The sequence below is a fragment of the Litoreibacter sp. GN1-5 genome (assembly GCF_055693805.1).
Genome location: NZ_JBVFUP010000001.1, coordinates 939,881 through 955,422, shown reverse-complemented (window position 1 = coordinate 955,422; position 15,542 = coordinate 939,881). Strand labels below are relative to the sequence as shown.

Annotated in this window: 15 protein-coding genes and 1 pseudogene; 11 read left to right on the top strand and 5 right to left on the bottom strand. The window is 52.9% G+C overall.

The annotated features are described in order from the left end of the window. Nucleotides 1–4 precede the first annotated feature (4 nt). From ACZ1HF_RS04895 to ACZ1HF_RS04880, 4 genes are all read left to right on the top strand, one after another. Nucleotides 5–1,174 carry an FIST N-terminal domain-containing protein gene (locus ACZ1HF_RS04895; RefSeq protein WP_472656449.1) on the top strand — a complete coding sequence of 390 codons (1,170 nt, stop codon included), beginning with the start codon at nt 5–7 and terminating at the stop codon, nt 1,172–1,174. Beyond that, nucleotides 1,171–3,399 carry a hybrid sensor histidine kinase/response regulator gene (locus ACZ1HF_RS04890; protein WP_472656448.1) on the top strand — a complete coding sequence of 743 codons (2,229 nt, stop codon included), beginning with the start codon at nt 1,171–1,173 and terminating at the stop codon, nt 3,397–3,399. Before ACZ1HF_RS04895 ends, ACZ1HF_RS04890 begins: the two co-directional genes overlap by 4 nt. A gap of 77 nt (nt 3,400–3,476) precedes the next feature. Beyond that, complete coding sequence (locus ACZ1HF_RS04885; protein WP_472656447.1) at nt 3,477–4,130, top strand: hypothetical protein; 654 nt, start codon at nt 3,477–3,479, stop codon at nt 4,128–4,130. Then, nucleotides 4,127–4,477, top strand: coding sequence for a hypothetical protein (locus ACZ1HF_RS04880; RefSeq protein WP_472656446.1), 351 nt, complete (start codon nt 4,127–4,129; stop codon nt 4,475–4,477). The genes ACZ1HF_RS04885 and ACZ1HF_RS04880 overlap by 4 nt, the downstream gene beginning before the upstream one ends. A gap of 12 nt (nt 4,478–4,489) precedes the next feature. Here ACZ1HF_RS04880 and ACZ1HF_RS04875 read toward each other — a convergent pair whose 3' ends face one another. After that, on the bottom strand, nt 4,490–5,305 hold the full coding sequence (locus ACZ1HF_RS04875; protein WP_472656445.1) for a quinoprotein dehydrogenase-associated SoxYZ-like carrier: 816 nt from the start codon (nt 5,303–5,305) through the stop codon (nt 4,490–4,492). A 127-nt stretch (nt 5,306–5,432) separates the two neighbouring features. Between ACZ1HF_RS04875 and ACZ1HF_RS04870 the strand changes: the two genes are divergently transcribed. Then, entirely contained in the window at nt 5,433–6,479 is a 1,047-nt protein-coding gene (locus ACZ1HF_RS04870) for a quinoprotein relay system zinc metallohydrolase 2 (protein ID WP_472656444.1), read from the top strand. 14 nt (nt 6,480–6,493) lie between these two features. Here ACZ1HF_RS04870 and ACZ1HF_RS04865 read toward each other — a convergent pair whose 3' ends face one another. Further along, nucleotides 6,494–7,108 carry a hypothetical protein gene (locus ACZ1HF_RS04865; RefSeq protein ID WP_472656443.1) on the bottom strand — a complete coding sequence of 205 codons (615 nt, stop codon included), beginning with the start codon at nt 7,106–7,108 and terminating at the stop codon, nt 6,494–6,496. A 145-nt stretch (nt 7,109–7,253) separates the two neighbouring features. Here ACZ1HF_RS04865 and ACZ1HF_RS04860 point away from each other — a divergent pair, with 145 nt between their 5' ends. The 6 genes and pseudogenes from ACZ1HF_RS04860 (at nt 7,254) to ACZ1HF_RS04835 (ending at nt 13,161) form a co-directional block, all read left to right on the top strand. Beyond that, nucleotides 7,254–8,366: an S-(hydroxymethyl)glutathione dehydrogenase/class III alcohol dehydrogenase gene (locus ACZ1HF_RS04860; RefSeq protein ID WP_472656442.1), complete on the top strand. Its 1,113-nt coding sequence runs from the start codon at nt 7,254–7,256 to the stop codon at nt 8,364–8,366. 9 nt (nt 8,367–8,375) lie between these two features. Beyond that, nucleotides 8,376–9,205: pseudogene (gene fghA, locus ACZ1HF_RS04855) on the top strand (S-formylglutathione hydrolase). 174 nt (nt 9,206–9,379) lie between these two features. Beyond that, on the top strand, nt 9,380–11,182 hold the full coding sequence (xoxF5, locus tag ACZ1HF_RS04850) for a lanthanide-dependent methanol dehydrogenase XoxF5 (protein ID WP_472656441.1): 1,803 nt from the start codon (nt 9,380–9,382) through the stop codon (nt 11,180–11,182). An 83-nt stretch (nt 11,183–11,265) separates the two neighbouring features. Further along, nucleotides 11,266–11,793 carry a c-type cytochrome, methanol metabolism-related gene (locus tag ACZ1HF_RS04845; protein ID WP_472656440.1) on the top strand — a complete coding sequence of 176 codons (528 nt, stop codon included), beginning with the start codon at nt 11,266–11,268 and terminating at the stop codon, nt 11,791–11,793. Then, nucleotides 11,771–12,613, top strand: a complete 843-nt coding sequence (locus tag ACZ1HF_RS04840) for a substrate-binding domain-containing protein (protein ID WP_472658979.1) — start codon at nt 11,771–11,773, stop codon at nt 12,611–12,613. Before ACZ1HF_RS04845 ends, ACZ1HF_RS04840 begins: the two co-directional genes overlap by 23 nt. Beyond that, on the top strand, nt 12,613–13,161 hold the full coding sequence (locus ACZ1HF_RS04835; RefSeq protein WP_472656439.1) for a PQQ-dependent catabolism-associated CXXCW motif protein: 549 nt from the start codon (nt 12,613–12,615) through the stop codon (nt 13,159–13,161). Before ACZ1HF_RS04840 ends, ACZ1HF_RS04835 begins: the two co-directional genes overlap by 1 nt. Here the strand turns inward: ACZ1HF_RS04835 and ACZ1HF_RS04830 are convergent. The 3 genes from ACZ1HF_RS04830 to ACZ1HF_RS04820 are packed head-to-tail and all read right to left on the bottom strand — an operon-like array spanning nt 13,158 to nt 15,464. After that, complete coding sequence (locus ACZ1HF_RS04830; RefSeq protein ID WP_472656438.1) at nt 13,158–13,979, bottom strand: quinoprotein dehydrogenase-associated SoxYZ-like carrier; 822 nt, start codon at nt 13,977–13,979, stop codon at nt 13,158–13,160. The two genes, ACZ1HF_RS04835 and ACZ1HF_RS04830, sit on opposite strands and share 4 nt — an antisense overlap. Continuing rightward, nucleotides 13,979–14,959 carry a YVTN family beta-propeller repeat protein gene (locus ACZ1HF_RS04825; protein ID WP_472656437.1) on the bottom strand — a complete coding sequence of 327 codons (981 nt, stop codon included), beginning with the start codon at nt 14,957–14,959 and terminating at the stop codon, nt 13,979–13,981. The genes ACZ1HF_RS04830 and ACZ1HF_RS04825 overlap by 1 nt, the downstream gene beginning before the upstream one ends. After that, nucleotides 14,928–15,464: an SRPBCC family protein gene (locus ACZ1HF_RS04820; protein ID WP_472656436.1), complete on the bottom strand. Its 537-nt coding sequence runs from the start codon at nt 15,462–15,464 to the stop codon at nt 14,928–14,930. Before ACZ1HF_RS04820 ends, ACZ1HF_RS04825 begins: the two co-directional genes overlap by 32 nt. Nucleotides 15,465–15,542: the final 78 nt, after the last annotated feature.

Sequence of the window (15,542 nt, the reverse complement as noted above, 5' to 3'; positions counted from 1 at the left end):
TGAAATGAACAAGGTCTCGACGTCGTTTGATCATGCATCTGGCATCGTTGGTTTTGGGCTGTCTCGGGATGAGAATGCGGATAGGGCGGTCGAGGAGGCCGTGTCGCAGATCGATGTTGAAGCTACCTGTTTTGTATTTATTTTTGTCCCGGACCGTCTTGATCATGAACAGGTTGCCGCAGCGCTTGGCCGTTTGGTTCCGAAAATACCGGTATTTGGATGCACAACCGCAGGACAGATCACGCCGGAAGGATATGAAGACAATGCAGTCCTTATGGTGGCTTTCCCAAGGTCGCATTTCCATTGCTCGTCAACATTGATCAAGCCGCTCAAACCTGTCTCGATCGAGAACACAGCACAACACGCAAAAACCTTATCCGACAGGTTTCGAAGAACCGCCAACTGGAACCGCTTTGCCATCACCTTCGCGGACGGGTTGTCCAAACAGGAAGACGTTCTGATTGCGGCGCTCAATGCCGGATTGGGTGACTTGCCGATATTTGGCGGTTCTGCGGGCCACGGTCTGGCATTTGACGAAACCTTCATCTTGCATGGTGGCCGTTTCCATAGTGATGCGGCCCTGCTTGTTCTTGTTGAAACTGATCTTGAATTTGTGGGTCTGGAATTTGATCACTTCATGCCAACCGACGTGCAGTTGGTTGTGACGGAAGCCGAACCTGATGATCGCATCGTAAAAGAGATCAACGGCTCGCCCGCAGCGCCTGAATATGCACGCCTTGTTGGCCATGATGTTTCGGAGCTGTCGCCACAGGTCTTTGCGGAAAATCCGGTTCTAGTGCGCAATCACAATGCGTGGCATGTGCGCGCTATTCAACAGGTCATTGAAGGCGATAGTCTGGCGTTTCTGTCAGCCATCGAAAGTGGCCTGGTTCTGACGCTCGGGCGGGGCAAGGAGATCCTGCAAACTCTGGAAACGGAATTGTCTGTTACCAGCCCAAGCGGGCAATCGCCGGATTTCATTCTGGGTTTTGATTGTGTGTTGCGCCGTCTGGAGATTGAACAAAACGATCTGGTAGAGGATGCATCGCGGATTTTACAGTCGCATCGGGTTTTGGGATTTAACACCTATGGTGAACAGCATTGCGGTGTTCACATGAATCAAACCTTCGTCGGTATCGCATTTTTCCCGCCGGGGCAGGCGTTGCAGCCATGATTGATCCGGGCGAAGCGCTTGAGGTTCAGGTCAAAAAGCAGGCCAAAATTATCGACGCTCTGATTGCCCGCGCCAATCATCAACATGAACTCGGCGGGTCCGCCTATTCGCTGTTTCAATCCGCAATCACGTTGCAAAGCAAAGTTTCCGAGAAAACCCGTGATCTTGAGGACGCTCTGAACACGCTTGGCCATGCAAGTCACAAGCTGGAATTTTCAGAAGAGGCACGCGCGCAGACGCAAAGAACCCTTGAAGACGCCCTTGAGACCATGGATGGCGGATTTGCATTGTTTGCAGAGGGAAAGCTTCAGGTCTTCAACGATTTCTTTAAACATCTTATTCCCGATATTGATACTCTTGTGGCACCGGGTCTTGAATTCTCGGCCTATGTAGAGGCTGTTGCGGGCAGCACAAGTATTAAACCTCGGGACAGTGCTGATCGTCTGAATCTTGGTCGCTCGGTCCTGCGGCTTGAGGAAGACCCGGCAGCCCCCTTCGTGTTCGCGTTGAAAAATGATCGATGGTTTGTGATTACCTGCCGTCGCACCAGTTCCGACAATACTGTCATCTTACAGACCGAGATCACGGCGATTGTGCGCAACAACAGGTTGGAGAAAGACAGGCTCATCGATGAGCAGGAAAACTTTCTGCATGCAGCGTTCGACAACATGCCCCAGGGTGTATGTACGTTTTCGGCCGAGGGCACCTTGCTGATCAGCAATGCCCGGTTTGGTGATTTGTTGACCCTGCCGATCCAACTGACCTCGGTTGGGACGTCTTTTGGTCAGATTCTCGAATTTTTGAAAACGCAGGCCTTGGAAAGCGATCTGCCCCATGACAGCTTTGGCAGTTTGATCCGGTTTTTGCGCCGGACTGGCAATTTGCGTCTGCGCTTGCGTCATGTGAACGGATGTACCTTAAGCATTGATATGAACCCGCTGCCCGATGGGGGGTGCATCGTCAATGTTATGGATGTGACAGTCGAGTCCCAGACAACCGAAATGCTGGAAATGCGTGTGCAAGCGCGGACCTCTGAACTCACCGAAGCCAACAGTCAGTTGCGCCGTCAGTACGACGAACAGGCCCGTGTCGAGGAAGATTTGCGCATTGCAAAGGCCGAGATGGAGTCGGCAATGTCCTCGAAGACCCGCTTCTTTGCGGCGGCTAGCCATGATTTGCTGCAACCGATCAATGCGGCGAAGCTGATGATCTCGACGCTGGCGGATCAATCGCTTGGAACCGAGTTGCATGAAACTGTGCAGCGCTTGGGCGGGTCATTCAGATCCATGGAAGGGCTGCTTCATGCGCTTCTGGATATTGCCCGTCTTGAGGCGACAGATACTAATCTTGCAGTAACATCTTTCGCGCTGGATGATGTGTTGCATACTGTTGTTGAAGATTTGGGTCAGCTTGCTGTTGAAAAGAGGCTCGACCTGCGTGTTGTGCCCTCAAGCCTCTGGGTCAGAAGTGATCAACAATATCTGGCGAGGTCGCTTCAGAATTTTGTTGATAACGCTATTCAGTATACAAATCAGGGGCGCATTCTTGTGGGGTGCCGCAGAAAAGGCGCAACCGTTTCGCTGGAGGTCTGGGATACCGGGGTCGGGATTTCGCAGGAAGATCAGAAGCGTATTTTTAAGGAATTCACCCGCGGAGACAGTTCTGGCACGAACGGGTACGGGATGGGGCTGGGCTTGTCGATTGTGGAACATGCCTGTCGGCATTTGGGGCATCAGATAACAGTCCGTTCCACGCTCGGCGCCGGATCGGTTTTTGCGATAGAGCTGCCAATTACCGAACCCGAACCGGAAATGGCTGGTCCAAAGATAAAAAGAAATTCCGAGCCACAGGCAGATATGGATCTTATCGTTGTGCTGGTCGAGAACGACCCCGGCGTGTCCTTTGCCATGACCCAAAAATTGGAAAGTTGGGGGGCAAGTGTTCTTGCCGCCGAAAGCACGCAACAGGCGCTTGATTTGGTCAGTGATATCGGCATGCCGCCCGATATTATTCTGGCCGACTATCAGCTCAATGGTGGCGATAACGGGATCAAATCCATCGCTGCGCTGAGGGATTTCTTCGACAAACACATTCCTGCAATCATGATAACCGCCAATCACGAGGACAGCATCAAAGTGGCGGGGATTGCCAACAAATTCTCTGTCCTGACAAAACCTGTGCAGTTGTCGCGGTTAAGATCGCTTGTGGATTGGAAAACCCGCTAAATCTAGGGCGCGACCAAAGTCTCCGATGACCGTCAGATGAATGGACCTAAAATTGAACCAGATAAGGGAGAATTGAAATGCGCGTCTATCTGCTCTGGCTGGTTTTGGTTTTTGCAGCAAGTTCCCCGCCTGTTACGGCTGCGGAAACATATGATCTTATTTTCAAGACTGGCACGCTGTCAGACGTAGATTCCACTCAGGTTCTTGAATACAGCCGCGAGGTTTCAATCGCGGAAGATGCGGAATATGCCGCGCGCAATACAGGCGTAGTGCGGTTGTCAATCGAAGCGGACGAAACTGCGCGCCTGAAATTTGCACAAGGAGAAAAAGGTAAAAATCTTGGGGCGTTTCCCGCTTCGGTTGGCAACCCGATCATCATGTATTTCGTCGAGACCGTCTTGCGCGATGTCGCTCAGCAAGCCGGGGGCAGCCCGTTTTACATCCGCAATCGCATCAAGGAGTCATTGGTCCAATTTGCCGAAATTCAGGACGCCTCCGTGTCGTTCGATGGTAAGGAAGTTGATGTACAACAGATTACTCTGCGCCCGTTTCTGAACGATAAAAACCGGGATCGAATGAAGGGATATGGCGATCTGACCCTGACATTCACCATGTCAGAAGATGTGCCGGGCTGGTATCAATCGCTTGCCGCCAATGTGGCGGGCCCAACGAAAGGCAAACCGATTTATAGCAATGCGCTTGTTCTAATGGCACCGGAGGTTGCGAAATGAAAACACTCCCCGTTTGTGCGTCCGTTGTTTGCCTCGCCCTTTCTGCAAACGCCCAAAGCGTTCAGGAACGGCTTAACGATTACCCAACTGCGGCGCGGGCGGATTATGTTTTTGGTTGTATGGCAACAAACGGGCAGACGCAGACGGCTTTGCAGAAATGTTCATGCTCTATAGATGTAATTGCCTCGATACTGCCTTATGAAAAATATGTTGAAGCCGAAACCGTTTTATCGCTCCAGCAAACCGGCGGGGAGCGGTTGGCGATTTTTCGGGTCGCCCCGTCTGCAAAGTTAATTGTCGAGAACCTGCGGCGCGCACAGGCTGAAGCTGAGATCAAGTGTTTTTGAACCAGTTTCAGATCAGCTTTGCACGTCTTTTGGCAAAGTTTTCTCGAACACATTTCCTTCGGTGTCTTCTGCCCGGATGCGCAATGTCGCGGCGCCATTATCCGTGTATTTAAACCGGAAAACGGGATTTTCACTGACAGATATGCCGCCCTCAAGTGTGAACAGCATTTCCTCACCCTGATACACTTCCAGAACGTCGATGAAATGCGCCCCAATGAACAATTGGGTTATCTGATCACGCTGCAACCCTGAATAATTCGGGTGGCGGATCATTATCTGGGCTTCACGACGCTGGCGTGACATTGGCAGCGCTTTGTCGAAATGTTTCAAACGCATACCACCCATGGACGCCAGCGCGGCCTGTGGGTCCTTTGTGGCAGGTGCAGAGCATCCGCCAGATGCTTTTACAAAGCGCCCATTCATAAAAAGCTCGTCGCCAGATTTGGCCAGAACACGGATATTGGAATACTGGTTCACCCGGACACGCATCTCGAATTGCAGCGGCATCATGTCCTTGCCGAACTTCATATCAGCAGCCATCGGAGCCGGGTTTTCGTCGATAATGACCATCGCGGATGTGATTGGCGCAGCATCCAGATCAGTCTGTGACAGGACCAACGGAACAATGGCTGCATCATTTGCACGGTAGGGCGCGCTGACATCAAACAGGGTTGCACCATCCTGCAAAACAACCGCGTCATCCACAAAGTCGCCGCGCATGTTGGCCCAGCTCTCGGACTTTGTTAGCGGGTTAGGCCGCTCGGCATTCTGCGCATATGCCCCCTGCGCCATAAGCACGATCAATGAGGCCGCAATGAGCTTCTTCATGGAGGGTCTCCCTTAGATATCGGCGTTTTATAACACAAAATGCTATTTGATGGTACAATACTTATGCATATGTCGCTCTAGGCACCGTAATTGGTAGTTTTTAGAGACCTATGGTCGAAAAGGTGCCATGTTTGAAGCTGTCATCATCTTATGCGCAATATCTGCCCCGGATGTTTGCCGGGATACGCTGTTGCCGGGCTATGAGGCGGCATCTTTGTCTGCCTGTGAAACCAGTATTGCTGCAACTCCACCTGACCTTACCGCGTTGTTTGAGGATCTGATGCCAACCAGCGCGCCGACATGTCGTGAAACGGATCAGATCGCCGAAGTCTCTCAGATTGCTGACGGTGTCTTTGTTCATCGCGGCAGTATCAGTGAAGCTGCGCCAGAGAATTACGGTGATATTGCCAATGTGGGCTTTGTCATCGGGTCGAATACCGTTGCAGTGATCGACAGCGGCGGATCGCGCAGGGTCGGGGAAGAGATATATCGTGCCATAAGGCAGCAGACCGATCTGCCGATCAGCCATGTGATCCTTACCCATATGCACCCGGATCACGTTCTTGGTGCTTCGGTTTTTGTGCAGGCCGGGGCGCAGGTCGTGGGCCATGAGAAACTTACGACTGCACTTGCGGATCGACGCGAGACCTATTTGACCAACGTAGGTAATCTTATCGGGCAGGATCAGTTTCTGGGCACGACTATCGTGCTGCCGCATATTTCTGTCAGTGATAATTTCAGGATTGATCTGGGCAACAGGGTTTTGGAGTTGCGCACATGGCAGACCTCGCACACCAGTAATGATCTGACAGTGACAGATGTCACGACTTCCACAATGTTTGCGGGTGATCTTTTGTTCGATGAGCATACACCGGCTTTGGATGGCTCGTTACTTGGTTGGGTCGAAGTTTTAAAGGAGCTTCGCACGCTGCCATTTGATCGCATTGTTCCGGGGCATGGCGGACCACAGCTGACTTGGCCCGAAGGTGGTGCGGGTATCATGCATTATCTTAATGTGTTGGTCCGTGATACACGCGCCGCAATCAAGCGCGGCGAGAGCTTGAGCACAGCAGCCAATACCATCGCTCTGGGGGAAGCTGATAATTGGCAACTTTTTGAGCTGTTTAACCCACGCAACGCCACAGTGGCCTTTACCGAGCTGGAGTGGGAATGACCTGAAAACAAGCCTTACTCCGGGACATATTCCAGCAAAAGCTGTGCAATAGCGTAGGCGCGTTTTTCCAAAATGACCGGCGTTTCACACACCGCAGTAAGCGACTGCGCGCGATCTCGGAAAATGCGCTCGTCCCAATCCAGCTTTTCTTCCAGACGGTCCACTTCGTCGTAATCCGGTTTATCTGATTTCATCAGTGTGGACATCTGTACTCTCGTTTCGTCAATAGAGTCCGACAGTGCAATTTGACTGAGCGAATAACGCTCAATTCCTCGGATAATTTCGGTGCGATCGCTGCTGATCTGCTCAAAGACTTCACGAAATATCTTGCCAAGATCGTCAAGCGTTAGACTGGGATACTGCTTGGTAAATTCGGTTGCGAAGGTGCGACCCTCTTCTATTGTCACCCGACGCAGTACCAGCGTTTCGGCCAGAGCATGTGCATCTGCTGCGATATCCGCCCTCAAATCACCGTCTTCAACGGGGTGCGGCCACATAATGCCAAGGGACAGAGATTCAACCTTGCGTTGCAGGCAGGGCCATGTCGGGTCCGCAAAATCAGCGGCAGCTGCAAAGCCGCAGGTCAATGCCGTTGCCAGCATAGGTGTTAAAAGGCGGGTTAGATTCATGTACTGGTCCTCCCGCTGTTCATTTTTACGAATTACGCTATGGCTGTCTATGGGGGTGAACCTACACCTATGTCGTAATTGTGCGGCGGGGAAGCTGGCATGTAGTTTTTTGCTAACAGATTAAAATATCTTCGGGGGAACATAGATGCGCACACGTGCTGCGGTTGCATTGGCTTCTGGGACGCCATTGGAGGTTATGGACGTCAATCTGGATGGTCCGCGTGCGGGGGAAGTTCTTGTTGAGATCAAGGCGACGGGGATTTGTCACACGGATGAGTTCACCTTGTCTGGTGCGGATCCCGAAGGGTTGTTTCCGGCCATTCTGGGTCATGAGGGCGCGGGCGTGGTGGTTGATGTGGGCGCGGGCGTCAGCTCGCTGAAGAAGGGCGACCATGTGATCCCGCTCTACACGCCCGAGTGTCGCACCTGCGAGTATTGTCTGAACCCGAAGACCAACCTGTGTCAGGCGATCCGCAGCACGCAGGGGCAGGGGCTGATGCCCGATGGCACGTCCCGGTTCAGCACGCTCGATGGCGATCCGATCCTGCATTACATGGGCTGCTCGACCTTTGCCAATCACACGGTTCTGCCCGAAATTGCGCTGGCCAAGGTGCGCGAGGACGCGCCGTTTGACAAGATCTGCTACATCGGTTGCGGCGTGACGACCGGCATCGGGGCGGTCATCAACACCGCCAAGGTCGAGATCGGCAGCACCGCGATTGTGTTCGGCCTGGGGGGCATCGGGTTGAATGTCATTCAGGGGTTACGACTGGCCGGGGCGGATCAGATCGTGGGTGTTGACCTGAACGATGGCAAGAAGCCCATGGCGGACCGCTTTGGCATGACCGACTTCGTCAACCCCTCCGAGGTGGACGGCGATCTGGTGGCTCATCTGGTGGAATTGACCGGTGGCGGGGCGGATTACACCTTTGATGCGACGGGCAATGTGGGGGTGATGCGCACAGCACTGGAGGCCGCGCATAAGGGCTGGGGCGAGAGCATTATCATCGGCGTGGCCCCGGCAGGGGCCGAGATTGCCACCCGCCCGTTCCAACTGGTGACAGGGCGTAGCTGGCGCGGCACGGCCTTTGGCGGCGCACGCGGCCGGACCGATGTGCCAAAGATCGTGGACTGGTACATGGAGGGCAAGATCGAGATCGACCCGATGATCACCCACACAATGGGCCTCGACGACATCAACAAAGGCTTCGACCTCATGCACCAGGGAAAATCAATCAGAGCCGTCGTGGAGTTCTAGGGCATTACGATGAACATCGTTTCCAAATCCAAATGCTTCGGCGGCGATCAAGCGGTTTACACGCATAAATCTGACATATGCGGTGTAGATATGACATTTGCAGTTTATCTGCCACCGCAGGCGCGGCATCGCTCAGTGCCGGTGCTTTGGTATCTGTCGGGGCTGACATGCACCCATGACAACGCGATGACCAAGGGGGGCTGCAACGCAGTGCTGCGGAACACGGAGTTGCGCTGGTCTTTCCTGACACCTCACCACGCGGTGAAGGGGTGGCCGATGATGACGCTTATGATCTGGGCATTGGTGCTGGCTTCTACCTGAACGCAACACAGGATCCGTGGAAGAAGAATTTCCAGATGTACGACTATGTGGTCAAAGAATTGCGGGCGCTTTTGCAGGGCGCTTTGCCGATCACGGATATGCACGGCATTACGGGCCACTCGATGGGCGGTCATGGCGCATTGACAATAGCATTTCGGAATCCGACACTATTCCAGTCGCTTTCCGCGTTCTCTCCGATCGTGAATCCAACACAATCTGATTGGGGCCGTAAACAGTTCAGTGCTTATCTTGGCGACGACGAGTCAGCCTGGGCTCAGTATGATGCGACGATATTGCTTGGTGAACTTGGCTGGCACAGCGACATGCTGATCGACCAGGGGGCAAATGACCAGTTCATAAACCTGCTACGTCCTGAAAGTTTCGCTGAAGTCGTGGTATCCAAAAGACAATCGGCTGTCTTGAGAACCCATGCTGAGCACGACCACAGCTACTTTTTTGTGTCCAGCTTCGCTGCGGACCACGTTCAATGGCATGCAGACCGGCTGAAACTGAATTGAGGATCAAAGAACAAACTAACGTATCTTGAAACTTTCACTGAATGAGGAGGCATTGAATATCAGATCCTTACGGCCACAGAACGAGATGACCGATTGATTTGAGAACGTGAAGCGGACCGGTTTTGGCCTGAACTTTGCTGAGACTCGTCTGAACTTTAACCAAGGGAGGAAAACATGAGAAAAATTCTCACATTTGCCATGGCCCTGTTTGTCTCAATGGCGGGAACAAGTTTCGCCAATGACGAATTGGCGACCATGATTGATGACCCAAATCAATGGGTTATTCAAACTGGTGACTACAAGAACCAGCGCTATTCCAAGCTGGATCAGATCAACAAGGATAATGTTGGCGATCTTCAGGTGGCATGGACATTCTCAACGGGCGTCTTGCGGGGTCACGAAGGGTCTCCGCTGGTGATTGGCGACACAATGTACGTACATACGCCATTCCCCAACATCGTCTACGCGTTGGATTTGGCGAATGACGGAAAAATCATCTGGAAATATGAACCCAAGCAGGATCCGGATGTTATCCCCGTCATGTGTTGTGATACCGTGAACCGCGGCGTTGCATATGCCGAGGGCAAGATATTCCTGCATCAGGCCGACACGACGGTTGTGGCGCTGAACGCTGAGACCGGCGCTGTCGAGTGGAGCGTGAAAAACGGTGACGCCGCGATTGGTGAGACCAATACAGCCACCGTTTTGCCTGTAAAAGACAAGGTCATTGTCGGGATATCAGGTGGTGAGTTTGGCGTTCGCGGACATGTTACCGCTTACAATATTGCGGATGGTTCTCTTGCGTGGCGCGCCTATTCAATGGGGCCTGATGAAGATATTCTGATTGACCCTGAGAAGACAACTCATCTTGGCAAGCCTGTTGGTGCGGATTCCGGTACGAACACCTGGGAAGGTGATCAATGGAAAATCGGCGGCGGTACAACCTGGGGTTGGTATTCCTACGATGCAGAGGAAAATCTGGTCTACTATGGCACCGGGAACCCATCCACATGGAACCCGGCGCAGCGTCCTGGTGACAATCGCTGGTCCATGACCATCATGGCTCGCGATGTGGACACTGGTGTTGCAAGATGGTTCTATCAGATGACCCCCCATGACGAATGGGACTACGACGGCATCAATGAGATGATCCTCACAGAGCAGGAAATCGATGGCGTTGAGCGTAAGCTTCTGACCCATTTTGACCGGAACGGCCTTGGCTATACGATGGACCGCGTTACGGGTGAACTTCTGGTTGCTGAAAAGTTTGATCCGAAAGTGAACTGGACAACAGGCGTTGATATGGATCCAAACTCGGAGACATATGGCCGTCCGGCTGTCGTGGCTCAATACTCGACCGAGCAGAACGGTGAGGACGTGAACTCGACCAATATCTGCCCGGCGGCTCTGGGTTCCAAGGACCAGCAACCAGCGGCATATTCGCCTGAGACAGAATTGTTCTACGTGCCGACGAACCATGTCTGCATGGATTATGAGCCATTCCGTGTCAGCTATACTGCCGGTCAGCCATATGTTGGTGCAACTTTGGCCATGTATCCCGCAGGTGACAGCCATGGGGGTATGGGTAACTTCATTGCCTGGGACAATAAGGAAGGCAAAATTGCATGGTCCATACCTGAACAGTTCTCTGTCTGGTCCGGTGCGCTGGCGACTGCTGGTGATATCGTGTTTTACGGCACATTGGAAGGCTATCTGAAGGCGGTTGATGCCAAAACTGGCGATCTGCTTTATGAATTCAAGACGCCTTCCGGTATCATCGGGAACGTGATGACCTATACCAGCGACGGCAAGCAATATGTCGGCATCCTGTCTGGTATTGGCGGTTGGGCCGGTATCGGTCTTGCGGCAGGTCTGACCAATCCAAATGATGGTTTGGGTGCTGTAGGTGGCTACGCTGCTCTTAGCGATTACACCGCATTGGGTGGTCAGTTGACAGTTTTCAAACTGCCAGACTAATCAGGTCACTGCTTTTAAAAACAATGGATTGGCACAAACGCGGTTTGTGCCAATCTTCATATAAAAATTCAGAGGCTGACAAAATGCGCAATATGGGAATTCTGTTGACAGCAACCGCTTTGATCGGAGGCTCGCAGGCTTTGTTCGCTGAAACCGCTGATGAGGCAAAACCCGACAATATAGCAGTCGCATATAGCGAGGATGGGCGCTACTTCACCGAAGATGACGTGCCTACCTACAATGTCGCAGAGGATGGGACGATTGACTGGCCAAGCTATTCCGGCTTCCGCCGTTATCACTCTGAATGTCATGTGTGCCATGGTCCCGAGGGCGAAGGGTCCAGCTATGCACCTGCGCTCAAGAAATCCGCTTTGGACATGGATTATTATGACTTCCTCGCAGTCGTGGCAGAGGGTCGCAAAAAGGTTGGTGCTGCTGAAAATTCAGTTATGCCATCCTTTGGCGATAACCCGAACGTCATGTGCTACATTGACGATATATATGTCTACCTTAAGGCACGCGGCACGGATGCGATTCCGCGCGGACGTCCCGCGAAGAAGGAGCCGAAATCTGATGTTATTCGCGAGGATGAGAATTCCTGCATTGATTAAACATCTCGTAGCCGTTTCTGTCGCCCTGTGCCTGTTCATATCCATTGGCCAGGCGCAGACATCCGACCTTGTGTCGGGAAAATCGTTACGGGTTTGTGCGGATCCGGCCAACTATCCCATGTCCACGAAAGAGGGCACGGGATTTGAAAACAAGCTGGCCGAGATGTTCGCTGCCAAACTGGAACTGCCGCTTGAGTATTCGTGGTATCCCATGGCGACCGGTTTTATTCGAAACTCGCTACGCGCAAATAAATGCGATGTCGTGATTGGGTACGCGCAAGGGCATGAGCTGGTTTTGAATACGAACCACTATTTCACGTCTGCCTATACGCTGGTTGTACCAAAAGACGGTGCATTGGCGGATGTCGACACATTGGCGGATGAGCGTCTCAAAGGGCTGCGCCTTGGCGTTGTTGCCGGATCGCCCCCGGCCACGCATATGGCGCGCAACGGTTTGATTGGTAAGGCTAGGCCTTACAATCTTGTTGTCGATCGCCGTCACGAGTCCCCGATCATCAATATGCTCGACGACCTCAAAGCAGGTGAACTTGATGGTGCAATTCTTTGGGGGCCTATCAGTGGTCCTTTGATCCAAAACGATTACTCCGAGATGTCTGTCACGCCTTTGTTGAAGGAAACGCTTCCTCCAAGACTGTTTTTCCGTATTACGATGGGCGTTCGCCAAGGCGAGAAAGTCTGGGCGCGCAAGCTGAATTCTCTGATCCGTCGCAATCAGGATGAGATCAATGCTATCCTTCTTGATGCAGGAGTGCCGCTGACAAACGAGTTTGGGACAGGTCTGCTGGGGCAAGAGAATTGATGCGAAGCGCTCTTGCCGTTCTGGCTCTGGCTTTCCCGATTATGGCGTTGGCACAATCAGCCCCTGAACCAGATGATTATGAGACCGAGCACTACCGGGGTCCTGTGCCTGCTACATTGAAAGGCGCGACAGTGCTGAGTGTGCAAGAGGCGCATGCTTTATGGAGCGAAGGGCAGGCGGCTTTTATCGATGTTCTGCCCCGTGCGCCCAAGCCAGAGGGGTTGCCAGAAGGTACGATCTGGCGCGAGAAGCCGCGGCTCTCCATTCCCGGTGCGATCTGGTTGCCCAATGTTGGATATGGCCGTTTGGCCGACGTGACCCATGAGTATTTCAAAGCGGGGCTGACGAAGGTCACGTCCGGTGACAAGACGCATCCGGTTGTATTCTTCTGTCTTGAAGAATGCTGGATGTCATGGAATGCGGCAAAGCGCGCCTTAGGGGACTATGGCTACACCAGTGTTTATTGGTTCCCCGAGGGTACGGATGGTTGGGAATTTGAGGATTATCCGACCGAGTTGGTTGAACCTGAAGCCGAGCCTAAATCTTAACCACCTGCGACAGCCTTGCGGGCTTTTGACACAGTACCATCCGTGTCTTCCATCATAACATCCACGCTGCCAGTCGTGTCTGGAATAGAGATCTTCAGGTGTGGGTTTTCGCTGAGAGATATGCTGCCGGTGACGGTGACAAAGTCCTGCCCGTCAATATCAACGTCGATGGTTTCGACATAACGAACCGGAATATAAAGCAGTGAAATCTGATCCATCTGTAACCCGGAATGGCTGGGATGGCTGATGTCGATATCCAATATCTTGCTAGCGCTTCGCGGTGCATCAGTCAGGCTGGCCAAAGAAACCTTGTGCTTGGCCTCCGATACTTCAAGCTGGATATTCCCCAATGTCGCCAGCGCTTTGACAGGGTCCGTGCCCGGAGGTGCCGCACAGGCACCTGTTCCAGAGGTTTTGACAAAGACCTCACTGACAAAAAGCTGTCCATTGGTTGTCTTGGTGACAACATGAACTGGTGTCGGGCCGTTCACGCGTAGTGCAGTCTCAAAAAAGAAACCTGGCACTGGAGTTTGAAAATCAAACACTGCCGATACTGGCATCGGGTTTTCATCAAGCACCAATGTGACACTCTCAATCTTCAGGCCGGATGGCGCTTCGACAGTCGCTGAAAGCTGTGTGCGCGTATCATCAAAGGATCGATATGGTGCGTCGATCCTGATCATGTCATCTGCCGGGGTCAGAAGTTGCTGGCCGTATAGCATGGCGCTCAGGTCTGGCCAGTTTGGCTCAAACGCCGCTGCTGGGACGGCAAGGCTACACATAACTGCCGATGTCATAAGTAATGATCTGATCCGCATCAATTCGTCCTCCCGGATATGCTGCTGATAAAGCGCCCAAAGGCCCGTGGCCCATCGCCTGTTTCGATCTCACCTATGACTTCTAGCTTTTTGCTATCGATCAGGCTGACTGTATTGGAAAACCAGTTTGCCACCACAACAATTTTTTCGTCCTGCGTGACATCTATCCCTTCGGGATATTCGCCGACCTCAAGGGTGGTCAGAACAGAAAGGCTGTCCAGATCGAACACGGTTACCGTATCGCTATATTGGTTTGTGACAAATCCGGTGCCATTGGCGAATGCCACGCCATAAGGGCGCTCACCAACCTTTATCGTTGCCGTTACAGTCCCGGTGGCGGCGTCCAGAACCGATATGGAGTTCGAGCCGACATTTCCGACAAAAACCCGCCCGTCCGGTGCGGCTGCAATACCAAAAGGCCGCGTGCCAACTTTCACTGCATGGCGCATTGTCAGATCGCTCAGATCAAAGATCGAGACCTGATCTGCGTCACGATCCGCCGAGGCCAGCCACGTCCCGTCGTCTGAGACCGCCAGTCCTGCGGGTGCGCTACCCGTGATCAATATGTCCTGCGTGATCATTTTGTCCGTGTCGATCACCCAAATCTGTGCGTTGTACCAATCCGAGACAAAAATACGTGCGCCATCGGGCTGGATAGCAATTCCGATAGGGCCACCATCCAGGGTGAGCGCGCCAAGCACTTTGCCTGTCGCCTGATCCAGCTTGCGTACTGTTTTGCTGTCAGGGCTGACAACATAAAGCGTACCGCTTGTCTCATGCGTGACAACACCGGCGGGTTTTCCGGGGACGGGGAGGCGGCGTATCTCGGTGCGGGTTTCCAGATCAAGCACGCTCAGATCGCTGCTGTTCTGGTTCGTTATAAATGCAAACTCCCCTGCCACCACCGAAGTGGCAGCAAGGGCAGGGAGAACCACTTGGGGAAGCAGATCAGTTGCTCGCAAAACGTGCGACAAGTGCATCTAGACCGGCCTGATAAACGCCCGTAACAGCGGCTATGGCAGCTTCGTCATTCAGTTCGTCTGGCGGGTCATTATTGGGATAGCCGCGATAAAACGCCCCGCGCCATTCCACGAGTGAGCCACCACCCTCAAGCGGTTTGACCGTCAGATGAGAGGAATAGTTCGTCACTGGAAGCACCTCTACCGCGACGTCCGTAATCCGGTAGGAATAGCTCATCTTCTCGTCACTGAATTTATACAGAACTTCCGAGATCGTCGGGCCGCCATCCGCGCCCAATGTCAAAATCCGGGTTGCGTCAATGGCATTGTCGCCTGATCCGGTTGAAGAATGCACTGCCGGATGCCAGCTCATATCCTGAAAATTTCCGATGACAGCCCAGACCTCTGCGGGTGGTGCCGCAATTTCTGCGGTCAGAGTAACCTTTTGACGGGTGGGGCCATGTGCTGAGGCCATCATTGGCAGAATAACTCCGATAAAGAGAAGAAAGTTTCGGATGAATTTCATATGTCCCTCGTGAATGGTGTAGGTTCGTTTTCGAGGATGTGGTGAAATCATCTTAGGCCCGAAACCAAAGACGACAAT